Here is a 14,134-nt window from a genome sequence, read left to right as displayed (position 1 = left end):
TTCATCCCCGCGTAGGCGGGGATCCAAGCCGAGGCAAGGAGGGGCGCGGCGCCAGGAGGCTCAACATCAGCTTGGATCCCCGCTTTCGCGGGGACAGGCGGAAAATATGCGGTCTTAAACCCGCAGCGGCATCAGCACGTACTTCACGCCCGGGTCGGTCGGGTCGACCACCAGGGTGGGCGAGGCCGGGTCGGCGAAGCGGAATTCGGCCTGGGGGCCGCCGATCTGGCCGCAGACGTCGAGCAGGTAGCGGGCGTTGAAGCCGATTTCGAAGGGCTCGCCGTCGTAGTCGACCTCGACCTCTTCCACGGCCTGGCCGGCTTCCATGTTGCGGACGGTCAGGGTGATGCGGCCCGGCTCGATGGCCAGCTTCACCGAACGGCTCTTCTCGGCCGAGATGGTGGCCACGCGGTCGACGGCTTTGGCGAACAGGTCGTTGTCCAGCGTCAGGATCTTGGCGTTGTCCTTGGGGATCACGCGCATGTAGTCGGGGAACGAGCCGTCGATGACCTTCGAGGTCAGGGCGGCGCGGCCGAACTCGAAGCGGACCTTCTGGGGCGAGACCTGCAGGTCGATCGACTCGCCGGCGTCTTCCAGCAGGCGGCGGGCCTCGGCGATGGTCTTGCGCGGCACGATCACGCCCGGCAGGCCGGCCGAGCCTTCCGGCGCCGGCATCTCGGCCAGGGCCAGGCGGTGGCCGTCGGTGGCCACGGCGCGCAGCTTGGTCTCGCCGCCTTCGTTGACCGTGTGCAGGTAGAGGCCGTTCAGATAGTAGCGGGTCTCTTCGGTCGAGATGGCGAAGCGCGTCTTGTCGATCAGGCGCATCAGCTCGTTGACGTCGACGGCGATGCGGCTCGACAGGCCCTCGTTGCTCATCACCGGGAAGTCGCCGGCCGGCAGCACCGGCAGGTTGAAGCGCGAGCGGCCGGTCTGGATCACCAGGCGCGGGTCGTCGCCCGAGAAGTTCAGGGACACGTCCGAGCCGTCGGGCAGCTTGCGGACGATCTCGTACAGGGTGTGAGCCGGCGCGGTGATCTGACCGGGCACGTCGATCTGGGCCAGGCCCTCGTCGATGATCTCCATGTCGAGATCGGTGGCCGAGAACGAGAGGGTGTCGCGATCCGCCGACAGCAGGATGTTGGACAGGATCGGGATGGTGTTGCGGCGCTCGACGACGCTCTGCACGTGACCCAGCGCCTTCAGCAGCGCCGCCCGCTCGATGGTAAGCTTCATTTCTCGGTCCAAGCTGGACGCAGGGCCTGGTCGATCAAGAGAATCCCCCTCGCGCAACGGCCCCGTCGTCAATGGACCACGGACATTACCGTAATCGGGCCGACAGGGAAGAGCCTGACGCGGCCTTTTGGCGCATCCGGCGGTGGGCGAATCCCGTTCGGAACCCTTGCAGGGTCAAGTCAATTTCTTATATTGATAATCAGTCGCACAAGAGATCGCGCCATGCGCCTCGCCATCAAGACCGCCACCTACGCCACCATGCACCTGACGGTGGCCATCGCCGTCGCCTACGCCCTGACCCGCGACTGGCGCGTGGCCCTGGCCGTCGGCATCGTCGAGCCGCTGGTCCAGACCGTGGCCTTCAACCTGCATGAGCGGGTGTGGAGCAAGGTGGGGAAGGAAAAGGCGGCGGCTTAGGCTGCGCAGCAACTTTCTCTGTCATCCCGGCCGTAGCGCAGCGGAGCGCCGGGATCTCCCACCGCTCAGAAACTGCTGACGTGGGAGATCCCGGCTCTACGGCGCTTTGCGCCTCCGGCCGGGATGACAAACTCAAGGGGGCGATCAATCCCTTCGCATCCAGGTCAGCGTTCCTGGATCACCGGGGGCCAGGAAGTCCGCCTCCGTCTCCCACGGAAAGCGCTCCTGCCCCATCAACGCCGGCCACAAATCCTTCCAGTCCGGATTACGCGCCTCGATCAGGTCGACCTTCCACGCCCGCAGCCAGCGCTTGAGCCGCTTTTCGCGATCGATCGCATCGCGGACGTCGTCGAAGCCCTCGAACCAGACGAGACGGCGGCAGTTGTAGCGCTTGGTGAAGCCGCCCGTGTCGCCGGCGCGATGCTGCAGGACGCAGGTCGCGAGGTCCGAGGTGACGCCCACATAGATCACGCCGCCCTTGCGGTTCGACATGATGTAGACGAAATAAACTCGCTCAATCATGGGTTGATATTTACCCATGAAAGGCCGGTTGTCATGGCCGGCGTGGGAGATCCCGGCGCTTCGGCCGGGATGACACTCAAAAGGAAATAAGAAAAAGGCCCACTCCTTGCGGAGAGGGCCTCTTCATCAAGCCTTGGTGTCGAACGCCGAACCGCCGGCGTCCTCGCCCGAGGCCTTGTAGGGGTTGGCCGCGGCGGCCGCCGGTTCGGCCGGGGCCGGGCCGGTGGAGCCCTTGGCGGCGACGGCCACCATGGCCGGACGCACCAGACGGCCCAGCAGTTCGTAGCCGACCTGCAGCACGGCGACGACGCCGCCGGCGGCGACTTCGTCCGAGGGCTGCTCCATCACCGCCTGGTGCAGGTGGGGATCGAACTTCTCGCCCTTGGTCGGGTCGACCTTCTTGAGGCCGTTGCGCTCGAAGGCCGCCTGCAGCTCCTTCTCGGTCATCTCGACGCCGACGATGAAGTTCTTCACCGCCGCGTCCTGCGAATCGCGCGGGCTGGCCGCGGTGGCGCGCGACAGGTTGTCGGCCGCGCCCAGCAGGTCGCGGGCGAACTTCTGGATGGCGTAGGCGCGGGCGTCGTTCATCTCGCGCTCGGCGCGGCGCTTGACGTTCTCGGCCTCGGCCGCATAGCGCAGCGCCTGGTCCTTCATCGCGGCGATTTCGGCCTTCAGGGCCTCGATTTCCTGCGCCAGGTCCTCGGCTTCGAAAGCGACGTCTTCGGCCGGCGTTTGCTCGTCGGTCATTTCAAACAGTCCTCATCCATCGATCATCCGGCCGAGCACGCGGGCGGTATAGTCCACCAGCGGGATCACCCGGGCATAGTTCAAACGCGTGGGGCCGATCACGCCGATCGCGCCCAGCACCTTCTGTCGCCCCGTCATATAGGGCGCCGCGATCACGGAGGAACCCGAAAGCGAAAAGAGTCGCGTCTCGGCCCCGATGAAGATCCGCACGCCCTCGGCGTCGCGCACGTCGTCCAGCAGGCCGATCAGCTGGCCCTTCTGCTCCAGGTCGTCGAACAGCTGGCGCACGCGCTCCAGGTCCTCGCGAGCGCCCGTGTCGGCCAGCAGGTTGGCGCGGCCGCGCACGATCAGCGCCCGCTCTGCCCCCTCCCCGCCGCCCCAGGCGGCCAGGCCGTCCTCCACGAGGCGCGCGGCGGTCTCGTCCAGCTGGCGGCGAGCGGTTTCAAGTTCGGCCCGGATCTCGTCCTTGGCCTCGGTCAGGGTGCGGCCGCGCAGGCGGGCGTTGAGGAAGTTCGAGGCCTCCTGGAAGGCCGAGGGGGTCAGCCCCGCCCCGCCGCGCATCAGCCGGTTCTCGACCGTGCCGTCCTCGAAGACCATCACCGCCAGGGTCTGGCCGCCGCCCAGGGCCACGAACTCGACGTGCTTGACCCCGCCCTCGCGCACCGGCGTGACGACGATGCCGGCCCCGCCGGCCAGGCCCGACAGGATGGCCGAAGCCTCGTTCAGCGCCTCCTCGAAGGTGCGGCCCTTGGCGTAGAGGCGGCTTTCGATCTCGCGCCGCTCGTCCTCGCCGACGTCGCCGACCTCCAGAAAGCCGTCGACGAACATCCGCAGGCCCGCGTGCGTGGGCATGCGCCCGGCGCTGGTGTGCGGCGCATCCAGCAGGCCCAGCTGCGCCAGGTCCTGCATGGTGTTGCGGATCGAGGCCGGCGAAAGCTGCACGCCGCCCTTCGACAGGGTGCGCGACCCGACCGGCTCGCCGGTCTCCAGATAGCCCTCGACCACCCGGCGGAAGATGTCGCGGGCGCGGGCGTCGAGCTCGGTAAGGCCGGGCGTCCGAGCGATCGGTCCCGGAAAAAGCTGCGTCATGGCCCTTCGAGATAGGAGCGAGAGACGAAAAAATCGAGCGGGGACTTGGAGGTTCCCGCCTGGGGGAGGATAAGCGGCGCCTTCAGATACGACCAGACCCTTCGGCTCTCCTGGAGCCCACTAGACCGGAGTTTGCCCATGCGTCCGTCCGAACGCGCCCCCGACCAGCTTCGCGCCGTCACGCTTGAGACCGGCGTCAACCGTTACGCCGAAGGCTCGTGCCTGATCGGTTTCGGCCACACCAAGGTGCTGGTCACGGCCACGGTCGAGGAGAACGTCCCCGGCTGGATGCGCAACAAGGGCGCCGGCTGGGTCACCGCCGAATACGGCATGCTGCCGCGCGCCACCCACACCCGCGGCCGCCGCGAGGCCGCCACCGGCAAGCAGACCGGCCGCACCCAGGAGATCCAGCGCCTGATCGGCCGCAGCTTGCGCGCCGTCGTCGACCTCAAGGCCCTGGGCGAGCGCCAGATCAGCCTCGACTGCGACGTCATCCAGGCCGACGGCGGCACCCGCACCGCCGCCATCACCGGCGCCTGGGTCGCCCTGCGCCTGGCCACCAACTACCTGCTGGAAGAGGGCGTGCTGAAGGCCGACCCGATCCTGGGCCAGGTGGCGGCCGTCTCCTGCGGCGTCTTCAAGGACACCCCGGTGCTCGACCTCGACTACGAGGAAGACAGCAACGCCGAGGCCGACGGCAACTTCGTGCTGACCGGCGGCGGCGACATCGTCGAGATCCAGGCCACCGGCGAGAAGCGCGGCTTCACCCGCGGCGAGTTCGACACCCTGTTCGGCCTGGCAGAAAAGGGCATCGGCGAACTGTTCGCCTTCCAGCGCGCGGCGATCGGCAAGTAACGAAGAGGGCGCCACGCGGCGTGGCCGCCTGGCGCCCTCACAAACCGTGGCTTCCCCGCGACGGCGGGGAGCTCGGTGGATCAGGCTGGCTGAAGATCGATCCGGCCTAGGGTCTGGACTCAATTGGCGTGCAAAGAAACGTGTCTTCCCGGCCGGAGGAGCGCGTCAGCGATCCGTAGAGCCGGGATCTCCCACGTCGGCAGGTTCTGAACTGTGGGAGATCCCGGCGCTCCGCTGCGCTGCGGCCGGGATGACAACTGCTATAAGCTGTTGAAACAGATAACCCATTGCCCTCGGCCAATTGAGTACCGACCCTAGCGCGACGTCTCGCGCCCATAGGCCTGCGCCCAGGCCTCCAGGACGCGCGGTTCCATCACCGCCTTGGGCGCCAGCGTCCCGATGATCCCGTCGCCCGTCGGCGCCGCCGACGACGCGTAGACCACGAAGACCCCTTCGGCCTGCGGATGCAGGGCGTCCAGGAACGGCGCCGGCCCGCACGAAGTGACGCTGGTGTGGCGCACAGTGACGGGCGAGGCCACGCGCGGCCCCTTCAACTGCAGGATCGGCCTGAGCACGGCCTCTTGCCCCGTCATCGAGCCGCCGCCCCCGATCGTCACCTGGCCGCGTCGCTCGACCGAGGCCAAGAACACCGCTTCGGAGCGATCCCACAGGCTGGCCTGGAAATCGAGCGTTCGCTGGCGCTTGACCTCCGGCGTGGCCGGCGGCGCCAAGGTGCAGGCCAGCGCCGGCGAAGACCCGGCCGCCGCGACGGCCAGGACGGCCACAAGAGCTTGCTTCAAGACCCGCATCCGTTTCTCCCTAGCGCGCCGCGACCACCGTCACCTCGACGGCGTAGTCCGCACGGGCCAGGCGGGCCTCGACCGTGGTGCGGGCCGGCGGATTTTCACTGTCCACCCAGGCGTCCCAGGCCTGGTTCATCTCGTCGAAGCCGGCGATGTCGGCCAGGTAGATGGTGGCGCTGAGCAGCTTGTCCTTGCTCGAGCCGGCCTCGGCCAAGGTCTCGTCGATCTGGGCCAGCACTTCCTTGGTCTGCTCCAGCACCGAGCGGCCGCGGGTCTCCTCGGCAACGTGGCCCGACAGGAACACCACGCCGTTGAAGGCGACCGCGTCGCTCCACCGCTTGGCCTTGCCGATACGTTCGATCATCTGAAACCTCATCGCTTCGCTCACGGCGGCAAGACCGCCTTGCGCCCCAGCCGTCAAGCCACGCCGGCGAAATAGCGGTCCCACATGGTGTTGCGAAACAGCCCGCCGGGATCCAGCCGCCGCTTCTCGGCCACGAACCGCGACAGGCCCGGATAGGCCCGCGCCAGCTGGTCTGGCCGCGCGTGCAGGCGGTAGGGCAGGTAGAACGAGCCGCCGCTGGCCAGGGCCGCGTCGATCAGCGCCTGGGTGACGGGCTTCATCGCCTCGTCGGCCTTCTGCGTCAGGGGTTGCGAGAACGACATCACCGCCGCCACCCGGTCGGTCGGGGCGAAGGCCATGACGCTGGTCCGGTCGGCCGCCACGTAGCGCAGCGTCACGTTCAGCAGATCAAGGCCCGACCTCGGAATGATGCCGCGACAGGCCGCCAGGAAGCCGTCCAGCCCTTCGGGCGGCAGGAAGTATTCGTGCAGGATGTCGGTGCGGCGGCGGTCGCGGCCGGCCAGCTCATCCACCGACGAGTTGATCAGCGCGTTGCGGGTGAAGACCTTGTTGTCCAGGCTGGGCTTGAGCCGCGTCTCGGCGCGCCAGCGCAGGGTCTTCCAGAACTCCGAACCGATCTGGGCGCGGTAGAGCTCGCGCACCACTCCGGCCATCGGATCGCCCTTGCCCGACAGGCGTTCGGGATCGCCGTCCACCCGCCGGAACACCGTCATCATCGCCTCTTCGAAGAAATCGCGCCGCGACACCGACAGGCGCCCGTAGCCCATGACCACGCCGGGTTCGTGCAGAGCCTTGGCGAAGCGCGACCCGAACCCGGCCGCCGCTGTCTTCTCGTAGCTGGGCTTGAGGCGGACGTTGGGCGCCGTCTCGACCTCCAGGTCGACGATGATCCCCAGCAGGCCGTAACCGCCCATGGCCAGGGCGAACAGGTCCGGCTCGACCTCGCGCGAGCAGCGCACCAGCTGGCCGTCAGCCGTCAGCAGCCTGATCGACCGCACGGTCGAGCCCATCGGCCCCAGCGGCGCGGCCCAGCCGTGGACGTTGACGCTGAACGCTCCGCCCAGGGTGAAGTCGTTGTTGGCCTGGGTGACCATGGGCGCGCGATCCAGCGGGTCGAGCGTCGCGATCACGTCGCGCCAGCGGGCGCCGGCCCCGGCGTGGTAGGTCCGGCCGTCGGCGTCCGGCCTGCAGACGCCGCGGTCGAAGGTGATCGCCGCGCCGTCCCGCGCCAGGCTCTGGCCGCCCATCGAGTGGCGCGCCCCGCCGACGCAGACCGGACGCCCCTCCGCGGCCGCCGCCTTCAACTCCCGCCGCAGCGTCTCGACCAGGCCCTCGCCGACCGGCGGCCGCAGGTGGCGGGCCACCGGCGTGGCGTTCAGGCCGCTGACGTCGTCGAGGATGATCGGGCCGGACGTCGGCGCGGCGATCGCGGGCGCGGCCAGCACGGCCGCCCCGGCCGCGATCCCGCCCACCGCCTCGCGACGGGAAGGCGCTTTGCGCCGAGAAATCGTTTCCGACATGCCGTCCGCCCCCGCGTCCCTGACGCAGACAGCTTAGCCGCAGGTTGTGAAGGCCGATAGCTCGCCGGTCAGGCCAGCGCCCGGCTCGTCCAGTCGATGATCTGCGGCGCGCTCATCAGGCCGGCCTGGCGGGCGACCACCGCGCCGTCGCGAAACAGGATCAGGGCCGGGATGCCGCTGACGCCCAGGGCCGAGGCGGGCGCGGGATGGGCCTCGGAATTCAGCTTCAGCAGACGCACGCGAGGCTCCAGCTTCGTCGCCGCCGCGGCATAGTTCGGCGCCATGGCCCGGCAGGGGCCGCACCACGGAGCCCAGACGTCGAGCAGCACGGCCGCGCCCTTGGTCAGGCGGCGATGGCGATCGAGGCCCGCAGCGTCGACCTCGACCGGCGCGCCGGTGAAGACGGCGCTCTTGCAGCGGCCGCACTTGGCCGCGGCGGGATCACGGTCTTCTGGCAGGCGATTGGCCGCCCCGCACGATGGACAGACGATTTGCATGGGCCACAGGTGGGCCCGTCCGCCGGCTTCGCAAGCCCGGCGTCAGCCCCCGTCGCCTTCGCCGCCGTCGCCGGGACCGTGCTCGAAGGTCATCAGGTCGCCCGGCTGGCACCCCAGTTCCCGGCACAGGGCGTCGAGGGTGGAGAAGCGGATGGCCCTCGCCTTGCCGGTCTTCAGGATCGACAGGTTGGCGATGGTGACCCCGACACGGTCGGAAAGCTCGGTCAGCGACATGCGGCGTTCCAGCAGCACGCGGTCGAGATTGACGCGAATGGACATGGAAAACTCTGGGCTACGCGATCAGGAGGGACGCGGTCAGATGGTCAGTTCGGCTTCGCGGCGAAGGCGGGCGCCCTCGCGGAAGACCTCGGCCAGGACGAAGACGACCAGAACCGAGAACCACGCGTTCAGGGTGAAGGATCCGTCGACGACCTGCTCGTCGCGCATCAGCACCTGGGTCAGGGCCGCGAACGCGTAACGGCCGATCTCCAGCCCGGCCAGAATGGCGCCCACCACGCGCAGCCGGCGCACGTTGTCGGGGTGGAAGGGATCGCCCACGATCATGGTGGCGAAGATCTTGCGCAGGCGCTCGACGATGGCCATCCAGCCGCCGGACATCAGCGCCCAGCCCGCCAGGGCGACGGGCGCGCCGGCCCCGTACTTGCGCAGTTCCGCCGCCGCCTCGGCCGGCAGCATCGAGGTCAGCAGGTCGGGATTGAAGCTGAGCAGCAGCACCAGCACCGTCACCAGGGCCAGGAAGCTGACCCAGACCCACAGCGCATAGTAGCTGACGTCGAGAATGATCTTCAGGAAGCTCGATACCGAGCCCGGCCCCAAGGCGCGCATGGGCTTTGTCCCCCGCCAGTCACGACTCGCCTCCCCGGGCGGCCGTCGGATTGAAGTCTAGAGCGAGTGAGCCAGGAACGTCACGGCCGAGATCGGCAGGCCCGCGATCAGCGCCAGGGTCGCCAGGCGGACGACCGAGGATTCCAGGAGGCTGAACAGGCGGGGCGGCGTCATGAGGCGGTTCCGGACAGGGGGTGTCGGACGATCCTCGCCGACGTCGCCAGGATCGCCGCTCCGCGCCCCGCGGACAATGCTGCTTATCGATAAACGATATTAAACTTTCGCAATGATCCGCCCTTGCGGCGGGCGCGCGCCGGGGGTCTAACGACCTCCTGTTTTTCCGCCCGGAGGCTCCGATGACCCTGAAACTGATCAACGGCCAGAAGATCGTCGCCGCCACCCACAATCCGGGCAAGGCCAAGGAGCTGGCCGCCCTGCTCGACGGGCGTTTCGAGGTGCTGGCCGCCGGCGCCCTGGGCCTGCCCGAGCCGGACGAGACCGAGACGACCTTCGTCGGCAACGCCCTGCTGAAGGCGCGCCACGCCGCCGACCTGTCGGGCGAGGTTTCGCTGGCCGACGACTCCGGCATGTCGGTCACTGCGCTCGACGGCGCGCCGGGCATCTATTCGGCCCGCTGGGCCGGCCCGGGCAAGGACTTCGCCATGGCCATGGACAAGGTGGCCGAGCGCATCGAGGAGACCGGTTCGGAAGACCTGTCGGCCTGGTTCACCTGCGCGCTGGCCGTCGCCTGGCCGAACGGCGGCCCCGCCGTGGTGGTGCAGGGCGAGGTGCACGGGACCCTGGTGTTCCCGGCGCGCGGCGACAAGGGCTTCGGCTACGACCCGATCTTCGTGCCCAACGGCTACGACCAGACCTTCGGCGAGATGGAGCCGGCCCAGAAGGACGCCATGAGCCACCGCGCCGTGGCCTTCGAGAAGCTGAAGGCGGCGCTGTTTGAATAAGCCCGGCCTTCCGCCTTTCAATCCGCCTGTCCCCGCGAAGGCTGGGATCCAAGCCGGCGTCCAGGAAAGCGTGCGGCGCGGAAGCTTCACCGCCTTGATCCATTCGGCATCTCAGCTCGGGTCCCCGCCTTCGCGGGGATGCGCGGCTTAGGGGGCGGGATATTGGAAAGCCCCCTCCCCCCTCTCGGCCTCTACGTCCACTGGCCCTACTGCGCCCGCATCTGCCCCTATTGCGACTTCAACGTCGTGCGCGACCGGGGACGGACGGACGAGCAGGCGGCGCTGGCCGACGCCATCATCGCCGACATGACCGCCCAGCGCGCGCTGACCGGCGAGCGCCGGCTGCTATCGATCTTCTTCGGCGGCGGCACGCCCTCGCTGATGGATCCCACCGCCGTCGCCCGGGTGATCGAGACGGCCAAGGCCCTGTGGTCGGCGGCCGACGACCTGGAGATCAGCCTCGAGGCCAATCCCACCGACGGCGAGGCCGGGCGCTTCGAGGCGCTGGCGCAGGCGGGCGTGGCGCGGCTGTCGCTGGGCGTCCAGGCGCTGGACGACGCCTCGCTGAAGATGCTGGGCCGCAATCACGATGCCGGCTCGGCCCGCCGCGCCATCGCCACGGCCGCGCGCCTCTTTCCGCGCCTGTCGGTCGACCTGATCTACGCCCGCCCCGGCCAGACCGACGCGGCCTGGCGCGAGGAGCTGGCGGAAATGCTGGCCTACGGCCCCGAGCACGTCTCGCCCTACCAGCTGACCATCGAGGCCGGCACCGCCTTCGACCGCGCCGTCGGCCGCGGCAAGATCGTCCCGCCCGACGAGGATCTGGCCGCCCAGTTGTTCGAGACCACGCAGGAGGTGCTGGAAGCCGCCGGCTTCGACGCCTACGAAGTTTCCAACCACGCCCGGGGCGCGGCCGCCCGCTCGCGCCACAACCTCGTCTACTGGCGCGGCGTCGACTATGTGGGCGTGGGCCCCGGGGCCCACGGCCGCCTGACGCTGGAGACCGGCCCAATCGGCGGCAAGATCGCCACCACCGCCCGCTCGAAGATCGCCGACTACATCGCCGCCGTCGCCCGCGACGGCGTCGGCTTCGAGCGCGAGGGTCTCACGCCCGTCGAGGCCGCCGAGGAGCGCCTGCTCTTGGGCCTGCGCATCGACGACGGCGTCGCCTTCGCCGAGATGGCCGCCCTGGACCTGTCGCCGGACACGCCCAAGGTGAAATCGCTGGTCGAGACGGGACTTCTGGTCGATGACCCGGTTCGGTTGCGCGCCACGCGCCAAGGCCGATTGCTTCTCGACCGGCTGACAGGCGTGCTCGCGACCTGATAACGTCTCGCTTCACGGGCCCTGGCCCGGCCCACTCAACGGAAAGTACCGCCGCTTGAGCCGTTTGCTTCCCCCGCCCGTCCTGTCCGACGCCCCCCTCGCGCCCGGCCTCTACCTGGTCGCCACGCCGATCGGGAACCTGCGCGACATCACTCTGCGGGCGCTCGACGTGCTGGCCGCCTGCGACCTGCTGCTGGCCGAGGACACCCGGGTGACGGGCAAGCTGCTGTCGGCCTATTCCATCCGCACCAAGCTGGAGCGCCACGACGAGCACGTGGCCGAGCGCGCCATCCCGGCCATCCTCGAACGGCTGGAAGCCGGCGAGCGCGTGGCCCTGGTGTCGGACGCCGGCACGCCGATGGTGTCGGACCCCGGCTATCGCCTGGCCCGCGAGGCCATCGCCGCCGGCCATCCGGTGTTTCCCATCCCCGGCGCCTCGGCGGCCCTGGCGGCCCTGACCCTGGCGGGCCTGCCCACCGACCGTTTCCTGTTCGCCGGCTTCCCGCCGCCCAAGACCGGCGCGCGCAAGACCTTCTTCGAGGAGTTCGCCGCGACCCGCGCCACCCTGATCTTCTTCGAAGGCGCCTCGCGGGTGGACGACACCTTGGCCGACATGGCCGCCGTGTTCGGCGCCGAGCGCCCGGCGGCGGTGTGCCGCGAACTGACCAAGCTCTACGAGACCTGCGTGCGCGGCCCGCTGGGCGAGCTGGCCGTCGATCCCCGTTTCGAGGCCCCCAAGGGCGAGATCGTCATCCTGGTGGGTCCCGGCGAGGAGAAGGCCGCCAGCGCCGACGACGCCGAGGCCGCCCTGCGCGAGGCCATGACCCGCCTGCCCCTGGGCGAGGCCGCCTCCGAGGTGGCCAAGGCCCTGGGCCTGTCGCGCAAGGACCTCTACCGCCAGGCCCTGGCCCTGAAGGAGGCCGGATGACGGCCCCGCCGCTGCGCGAGATCCGCAAGGTCCGCGGCGCGGCCGCGCGGCGCTCGGGCCGGCGCGCCGAGGCCTGGGCCGCCGCCTGGCTGATGCTGAAGGGCTACCGCATCCTCGGCTTCCGCCTGGCGACCAGGGCCGGAGAGATCGACATCCTGGCGCAACGCGGACGCGTCTTGATCGTTGTCGAGGTCAAGAGTCGGACGAGCCTGGAGGCGGCGCTGGAGGCGGTGAGCTTCGAACAACGGATGCGCCTGCGCCGCGCGGGCGCGCTGGCCGCGGCGACGCGCGCTGGTCTCAAGGGCATGGCCGTGCGTCTCGACCTGCTGGCCATGACGCCCGGCCGGCCGCCCCGCCACGTGCCCGACGCCTGGCCCGACGACGGGAGGGCCTGGGCATGACCCGCGAAGAGGCCGAGGCCATCCTCACCCGCGCCGGCGAGCACGACGACGACGGCTTCCCGCTGTTCGAGGCCGCCCTGGCCTGCGCCGCGCACGACGATCCCGACCGCGACGAGCAGCCCGCCCTGGATCTGGCCCGCTCGGCCGTCGAGCGCCTGAAGGCCCGCATGCAGAGCGAGTCGCCCGAGGAGGCCATCGCTGAGGCCATGGCCGGCGACCTGCGCCTGACCGGCGACCTCCTGACCTACGACCATCCCGACAACGCCGACGTCATCGCCATCGCCGAGCGCCGCAAGGGCCTGCCGGTGGCGCTGGGCGTGTTCTACATCCATGCCGCCCGCGAGACGGGGCTGGACGTCAACGGCGTCGACTTCCCCGGCCACTTCCTGCTGCGTATCGAGACCGACGAGGGGCCGCTGGCGCTGGATCCGTTCAGCGAGGGCCGGGTGGTGCTGCCGTCCGAACTCTCGCGCCGGGCCCTGCGCACCGGGCTGATGCCCGACGTCGCCGCCCGCCTCGACCAACTGATGGCCCCGATCTCGGATCGCGCGGTGTTGATCCGCCTGCAAAACAACATCTTCGCCCGCGCCCAGCAGTCGCGCGACTGGGCCAGGGCCGAGCGCTCGGCCCTGCGCCGCGCCCTGCTCGACCCCACCGACCACCACCCCTGGCTCGACGTCGCCGCGGCCCGCGAAGGCCAGGGCGCCCTGGCCGGGGCATTGCAGGCCCTTTCGCGGGCGCAGACCCTCGACGGCGGCGCGACGATCGCGGCCCGAGCGGCGCGCGAGCGCGTGCGGCTGCGGCTGAATTAGCTTTGCTTATAGTGGCGAGGCTTTTATCAATTCCTGGTCGATTGACCTGAGCGAAGTGCGCATACGATTGATTTCAAACTCAAAAGACGCACGAAGATCATTGAAGTCACGACGCACCTTGGATGCCGCCCCAATTATTTGCTCCTCGGCTAGCGCACCTTCCTTTTCGATCTGCGCCCAATCTTCATCACTAATAGCATAATCCTCCCCAAATTGCTCAGCCGTATGGGGACGATGCGCAGCTTCAAGCCTATCCACAAGAAATCTGATCGATTCAATAATATTTTGAACCTTATCTTCGATAAATAGAGGATCAAGGCGCTTACTTTTATAAGATTCCATATTTACAACAACGAAGTATAAATTTTGCCCACTTTCAAAAAGCCATTCTATATCATACTTTCCAATTCCAAGTTCCTCCACTTCGTAAATTTTTCTCTCAAAATTATCTAAGTCACCGCTCACAAATTCAGATACAATTTTATATCTCTCATGAATTTCAGACAATCTCCTATCAACAAAATCACGATACATCGCGCTTGATTGAAATTTTATATATTTCAACTGACGCCAAACAGGCCTGACCGCAATATAAGCAGCCAGAAGCGCCACCACAGCACCAATAAGAGTTTGGTATCTGTAGATCCAACTTTGGTCGGAAAATAAGTTCGCCCCGCGAGCGAACACTGCCAACAGGCCAACGCCGGGCAAAACCGTGGCCATAATAAGCGCGGCACCCCGAACGTTCATTCCATCCCCCAACACGATCACCCCACATGGACATCCAAGCGCGCGCCAAGCAAGGCGCACTT

General features: G+C 68.5%; 18 protein-coding genes. 7 read left to right on the top strand and 11 right to left on the bottom strand.

Annotated elements, in window-relative coordinates; all coding sequences use genetic code 11:
* Positions 1 to 114 precede the first annotated feature (114 nt).
* A complete protein-coding gene (gene dnaN, locus G5B46_RS19440) occupies positions 115 to 1,233 on the bottom strand; it encodes a DNA polymerase III subunit beta (protein WP_101716762.1) in 1,119 nt (372 codons plus the stop codon).
* A gap of 222 nt (positions 1,234 to 1,455) precedes the next feature.
* On the opposite strand from dnaN, the gene G5B46_RS19435 reads away from it, so the two are divergent.
* Positions 1,456 to 1,650, top strand: a complete 195-nt coding sequence (locus G5B46_RS19435; RefSeq protein WP_165261577.1) for a DUF2061 domain-containing protein — start codon at positions 1,456 to 1,458, stop codon at positions 1,648 to 1,650.
* Positions 1,651 to 1,794: 144 nt separating this feature from the next.
* Here the strand turns inward: G5B46_RS19435 and G5B46_RS19430 are convergent, their stop codons facing one another.
* The 3 genes from G5B46_RS19430 to hrcA form a co-directional block, all read right to left on the bottom strand.
* Complete coding sequence (locus tag G5B46_RS19430) at positions 1,795 to 2,172, bottom strand: GIY-YIG nuclease family protein (protein WP_165261575.1); 378 nt, start codon at positions 2,170 to 2,172, stop codon at positions 1,795 to 1,797.
* A gap of 126 nt (positions 2,173 to 2,298) precedes the next feature.
* Positions 2,299 to 2,919 (bottom strand): nucleotide exchange factor GrpE, encoded by a 621-nt coding sequence (gene grpE, locus G5B46_RS19425; protein WP_165261573.1) that lies wholly within the window; start codon positions 2,917 to 2,919, stop codon positions 2,299 to 2,301.
* A gap of 12 nt (positions 2,920 to 2,931) precedes the next feature.
* Positions 2,932 to 4,008 carry a heat-inducible transcriptional repressor HrcA gene (hrcA, locus tag G5B46_RS19420; protein ID WP_165261571.1) on the bottom strand — a complete coding sequence of 359 codons (1,077 nt, stop codon included), beginning with the start codon at positions 4,006 to 4,008 and terminating at the stop codon, positions 2,932 to 2,934.
* A gap of 138 nt (positions 4,009 to 4,146) precedes the next feature.
* Here hrcA and rph point away from each other — a divergent pair, with 138 nt between their 5' ends.
* Entirely contained in the window at positions 4,147 to 4,863 is a 717-nt protein-coding gene (gene rph, locus G5B46_RS19415; protein WP_165261569.1) for a ribonuclease PH, read from the top strand.
* Between the two features lie 314 nt (positions 4,864 to 5,177).
* On the opposite strand, the gene G5B46_RS19410 is transcribed toward rph, so the two are convergent.
* The 6 genes from G5B46_RS19410 to G5B46_RS19385 form a co-directional block, all read right to left on the bottom strand.
* A complete protein-coding gene (locus G5B46_RS19410) occupies positions 5,178 to 5,663 on the bottom strand; it encodes a hypothetical protein (RefSeq protein ID WP_165261567.1) in 486 nt (161 codons plus the stop codon).
* 19 nt (positions 5,664 to 5,682) lie between these two features.
* Positions 5,683 to 6,030, bottom strand: a complete 348-nt coding sequence (locus G5B46_RS19405) for a RidA family protein (protein WP_165261565.1) — start codon at positions 6,028 to 6,030, stop codon at positions 5,683 to 5,685.
* Between the two features lie 53 nt (positions 6,031 to 6,083).
* Positions 6,084 to 7,550: an FAD-binding oxidoreductase gene (locus G5B46_RS19400; protein ID WP_165261563.1), complete on the bottom strand. Its 1,467-nt coding sequence runs from the start codon at positions 7,548 to 7,550 to the stop codon at positions 6,084 to 6,086.
* Positions 7,551 to 7,618: 68 nt separating this feature from the next.
* Positions 7,619 to 8,047, bottom strand: coding sequence for a thioredoxin domain-containing protein (locus G5B46_RS19395; RefSeq protein ID WP_165261561.1), 429 nt, complete (start codon positions 8,045 to 8,047; stop codon positions 7,619 to 7,621).
* Positions 8,048 to 8,089: 42 nt separating this feature from the next.
* Complete coding sequence (locus G5B46_RS19390) at positions 8,090 to 8,326, bottom strand: helix-turn-helix transcriptional regulator (protein WP_165261559.1); 237 nt, start codon at positions 8,324 to 8,326, stop codon at positions 8,090 to 8,092.
* Between the two features lie 36 nt (positions 8,327 to 8,362).
* Positions 8,363 to 8,893 carry a DUF2975 domain-containing protein gene (locus G5B46_RS19385; protein WP_165261557.1) on the bottom strand — a complete coding sequence of 177 codons (531 nt, stop codon included), beginning with the start codon at positions 8,891 to 8,893 and terminating at the stop codon, positions 8,363 to 8,365.
* Between the two features lie 356 nt (positions 8,894 to 9,249).
* Here G5B46_RS19385 and rdgB point away from each other — a divergent pair, with 356 nt between their 5' ends.
* The 5 genes from rdgB to G5B46_RS19360 all read left to right on the top strand — a co-directional run bounded on the left by rdgB (position 9,250) and on the right by G5B46_RS19360 (position 13,322).
* Complete coding sequence (rdgB, locus tag G5B46_RS19380; RefSeq protein ID WP_165261555.1) at positions 9,250 to 9,855, top strand: RdgB/HAM1 family non-canonical purine NTP pyrophosphatase; 606 nt, start codon at positions 9,250 to 9,252, stop codon at positions 9,853 to 9,855.
* 162 nt (positions 9,856 to 10,017) lie between these two features.
* Positions 10,018 to 11,181, top strand: coding sequence for a radical SAM family heme chaperone HemW (gene hemW, locus G5B46_RS19375; protein ID WP_240903576.1), 1,164 nt, complete (start codon positions 10,018 to 10,020; stop codon positions 11,179 to 11,181).
* Positions 11,182 to 11,236: 55 nt separating this feature from the next.
* A complete protein-coding gene (rsmI, locus tag G5B46_RS19370; RefSeq protein WP_165261551.1) occupies positions 11,237 to 12,109 on the top strand; it encodes a 16S rRNA (cytidine(1402)-2'-O)-methyltransferase in 873 nt (290 codons plus the stop codon).
* The gene (locus tag G5B46_RS19365; RefSeq protein WP_165261549.1) at positions 12,106 to 12,510 is read left to right on the top strand and encodes a YraN family protein; all 405 of its coding nucleotides are present in this window, start codon (positions 12,106 to 12,108) and stop codon (positions 12,508 to 12,510) included. Before rsmI ends, G5B46_RS19365 begins: the two co-directional genes overlap by 4 nt.
* Positions 12,507 to 13,322 carry a transglutaminase family protein gene (locus G5B46_RS19360; protein ID WP_165261547.1) on the top strand — a complete coding sequence of 272 codons (816 nt, stop codon included), beginning with the start codon at positions 12,507 to 12,509 and terminating at the stop codon, positions 13,320 to 13,322. The genes G5B46_RS19365 and G5B46_RS19360 overlap by 4 nt, the downstream gene beginning before the upstream one ends.
* A gap of 6 nt (positions 13,323 to 13,328) precedes the next feature.
* On the opposite strand, the gene G5B46_RS19355 is transcribed toward G5B46_RS19360, so the two are convergent.
* Positions 13,329 to 14,132: a hypothetical protein gene (locus G5B46_RS19355; RefSeq protein ID WP_165261545.1), complete on the bottom strand. Its 804-nt coding sequence runs from the start codon at positions 14,130 to 14,132 to the stop codon at positions 13,329 to 13,331.
* Positions 14,133 to 14,134: the final 2 nt, after the last annotated feature.

Source organism: Caulobacter sp. 602-2 (assembly GCF_011043625.1).
In the GTDB taxonomy this organism is placed as follows: Bacteria; Pseudomonadota; Alphaproteobacteria; order Caulobacterales; family Caulobacteraceae; genus Caulobacter.
This window is presented reverse-complemented; position numbering and strand designations above follow the sequence as displayed.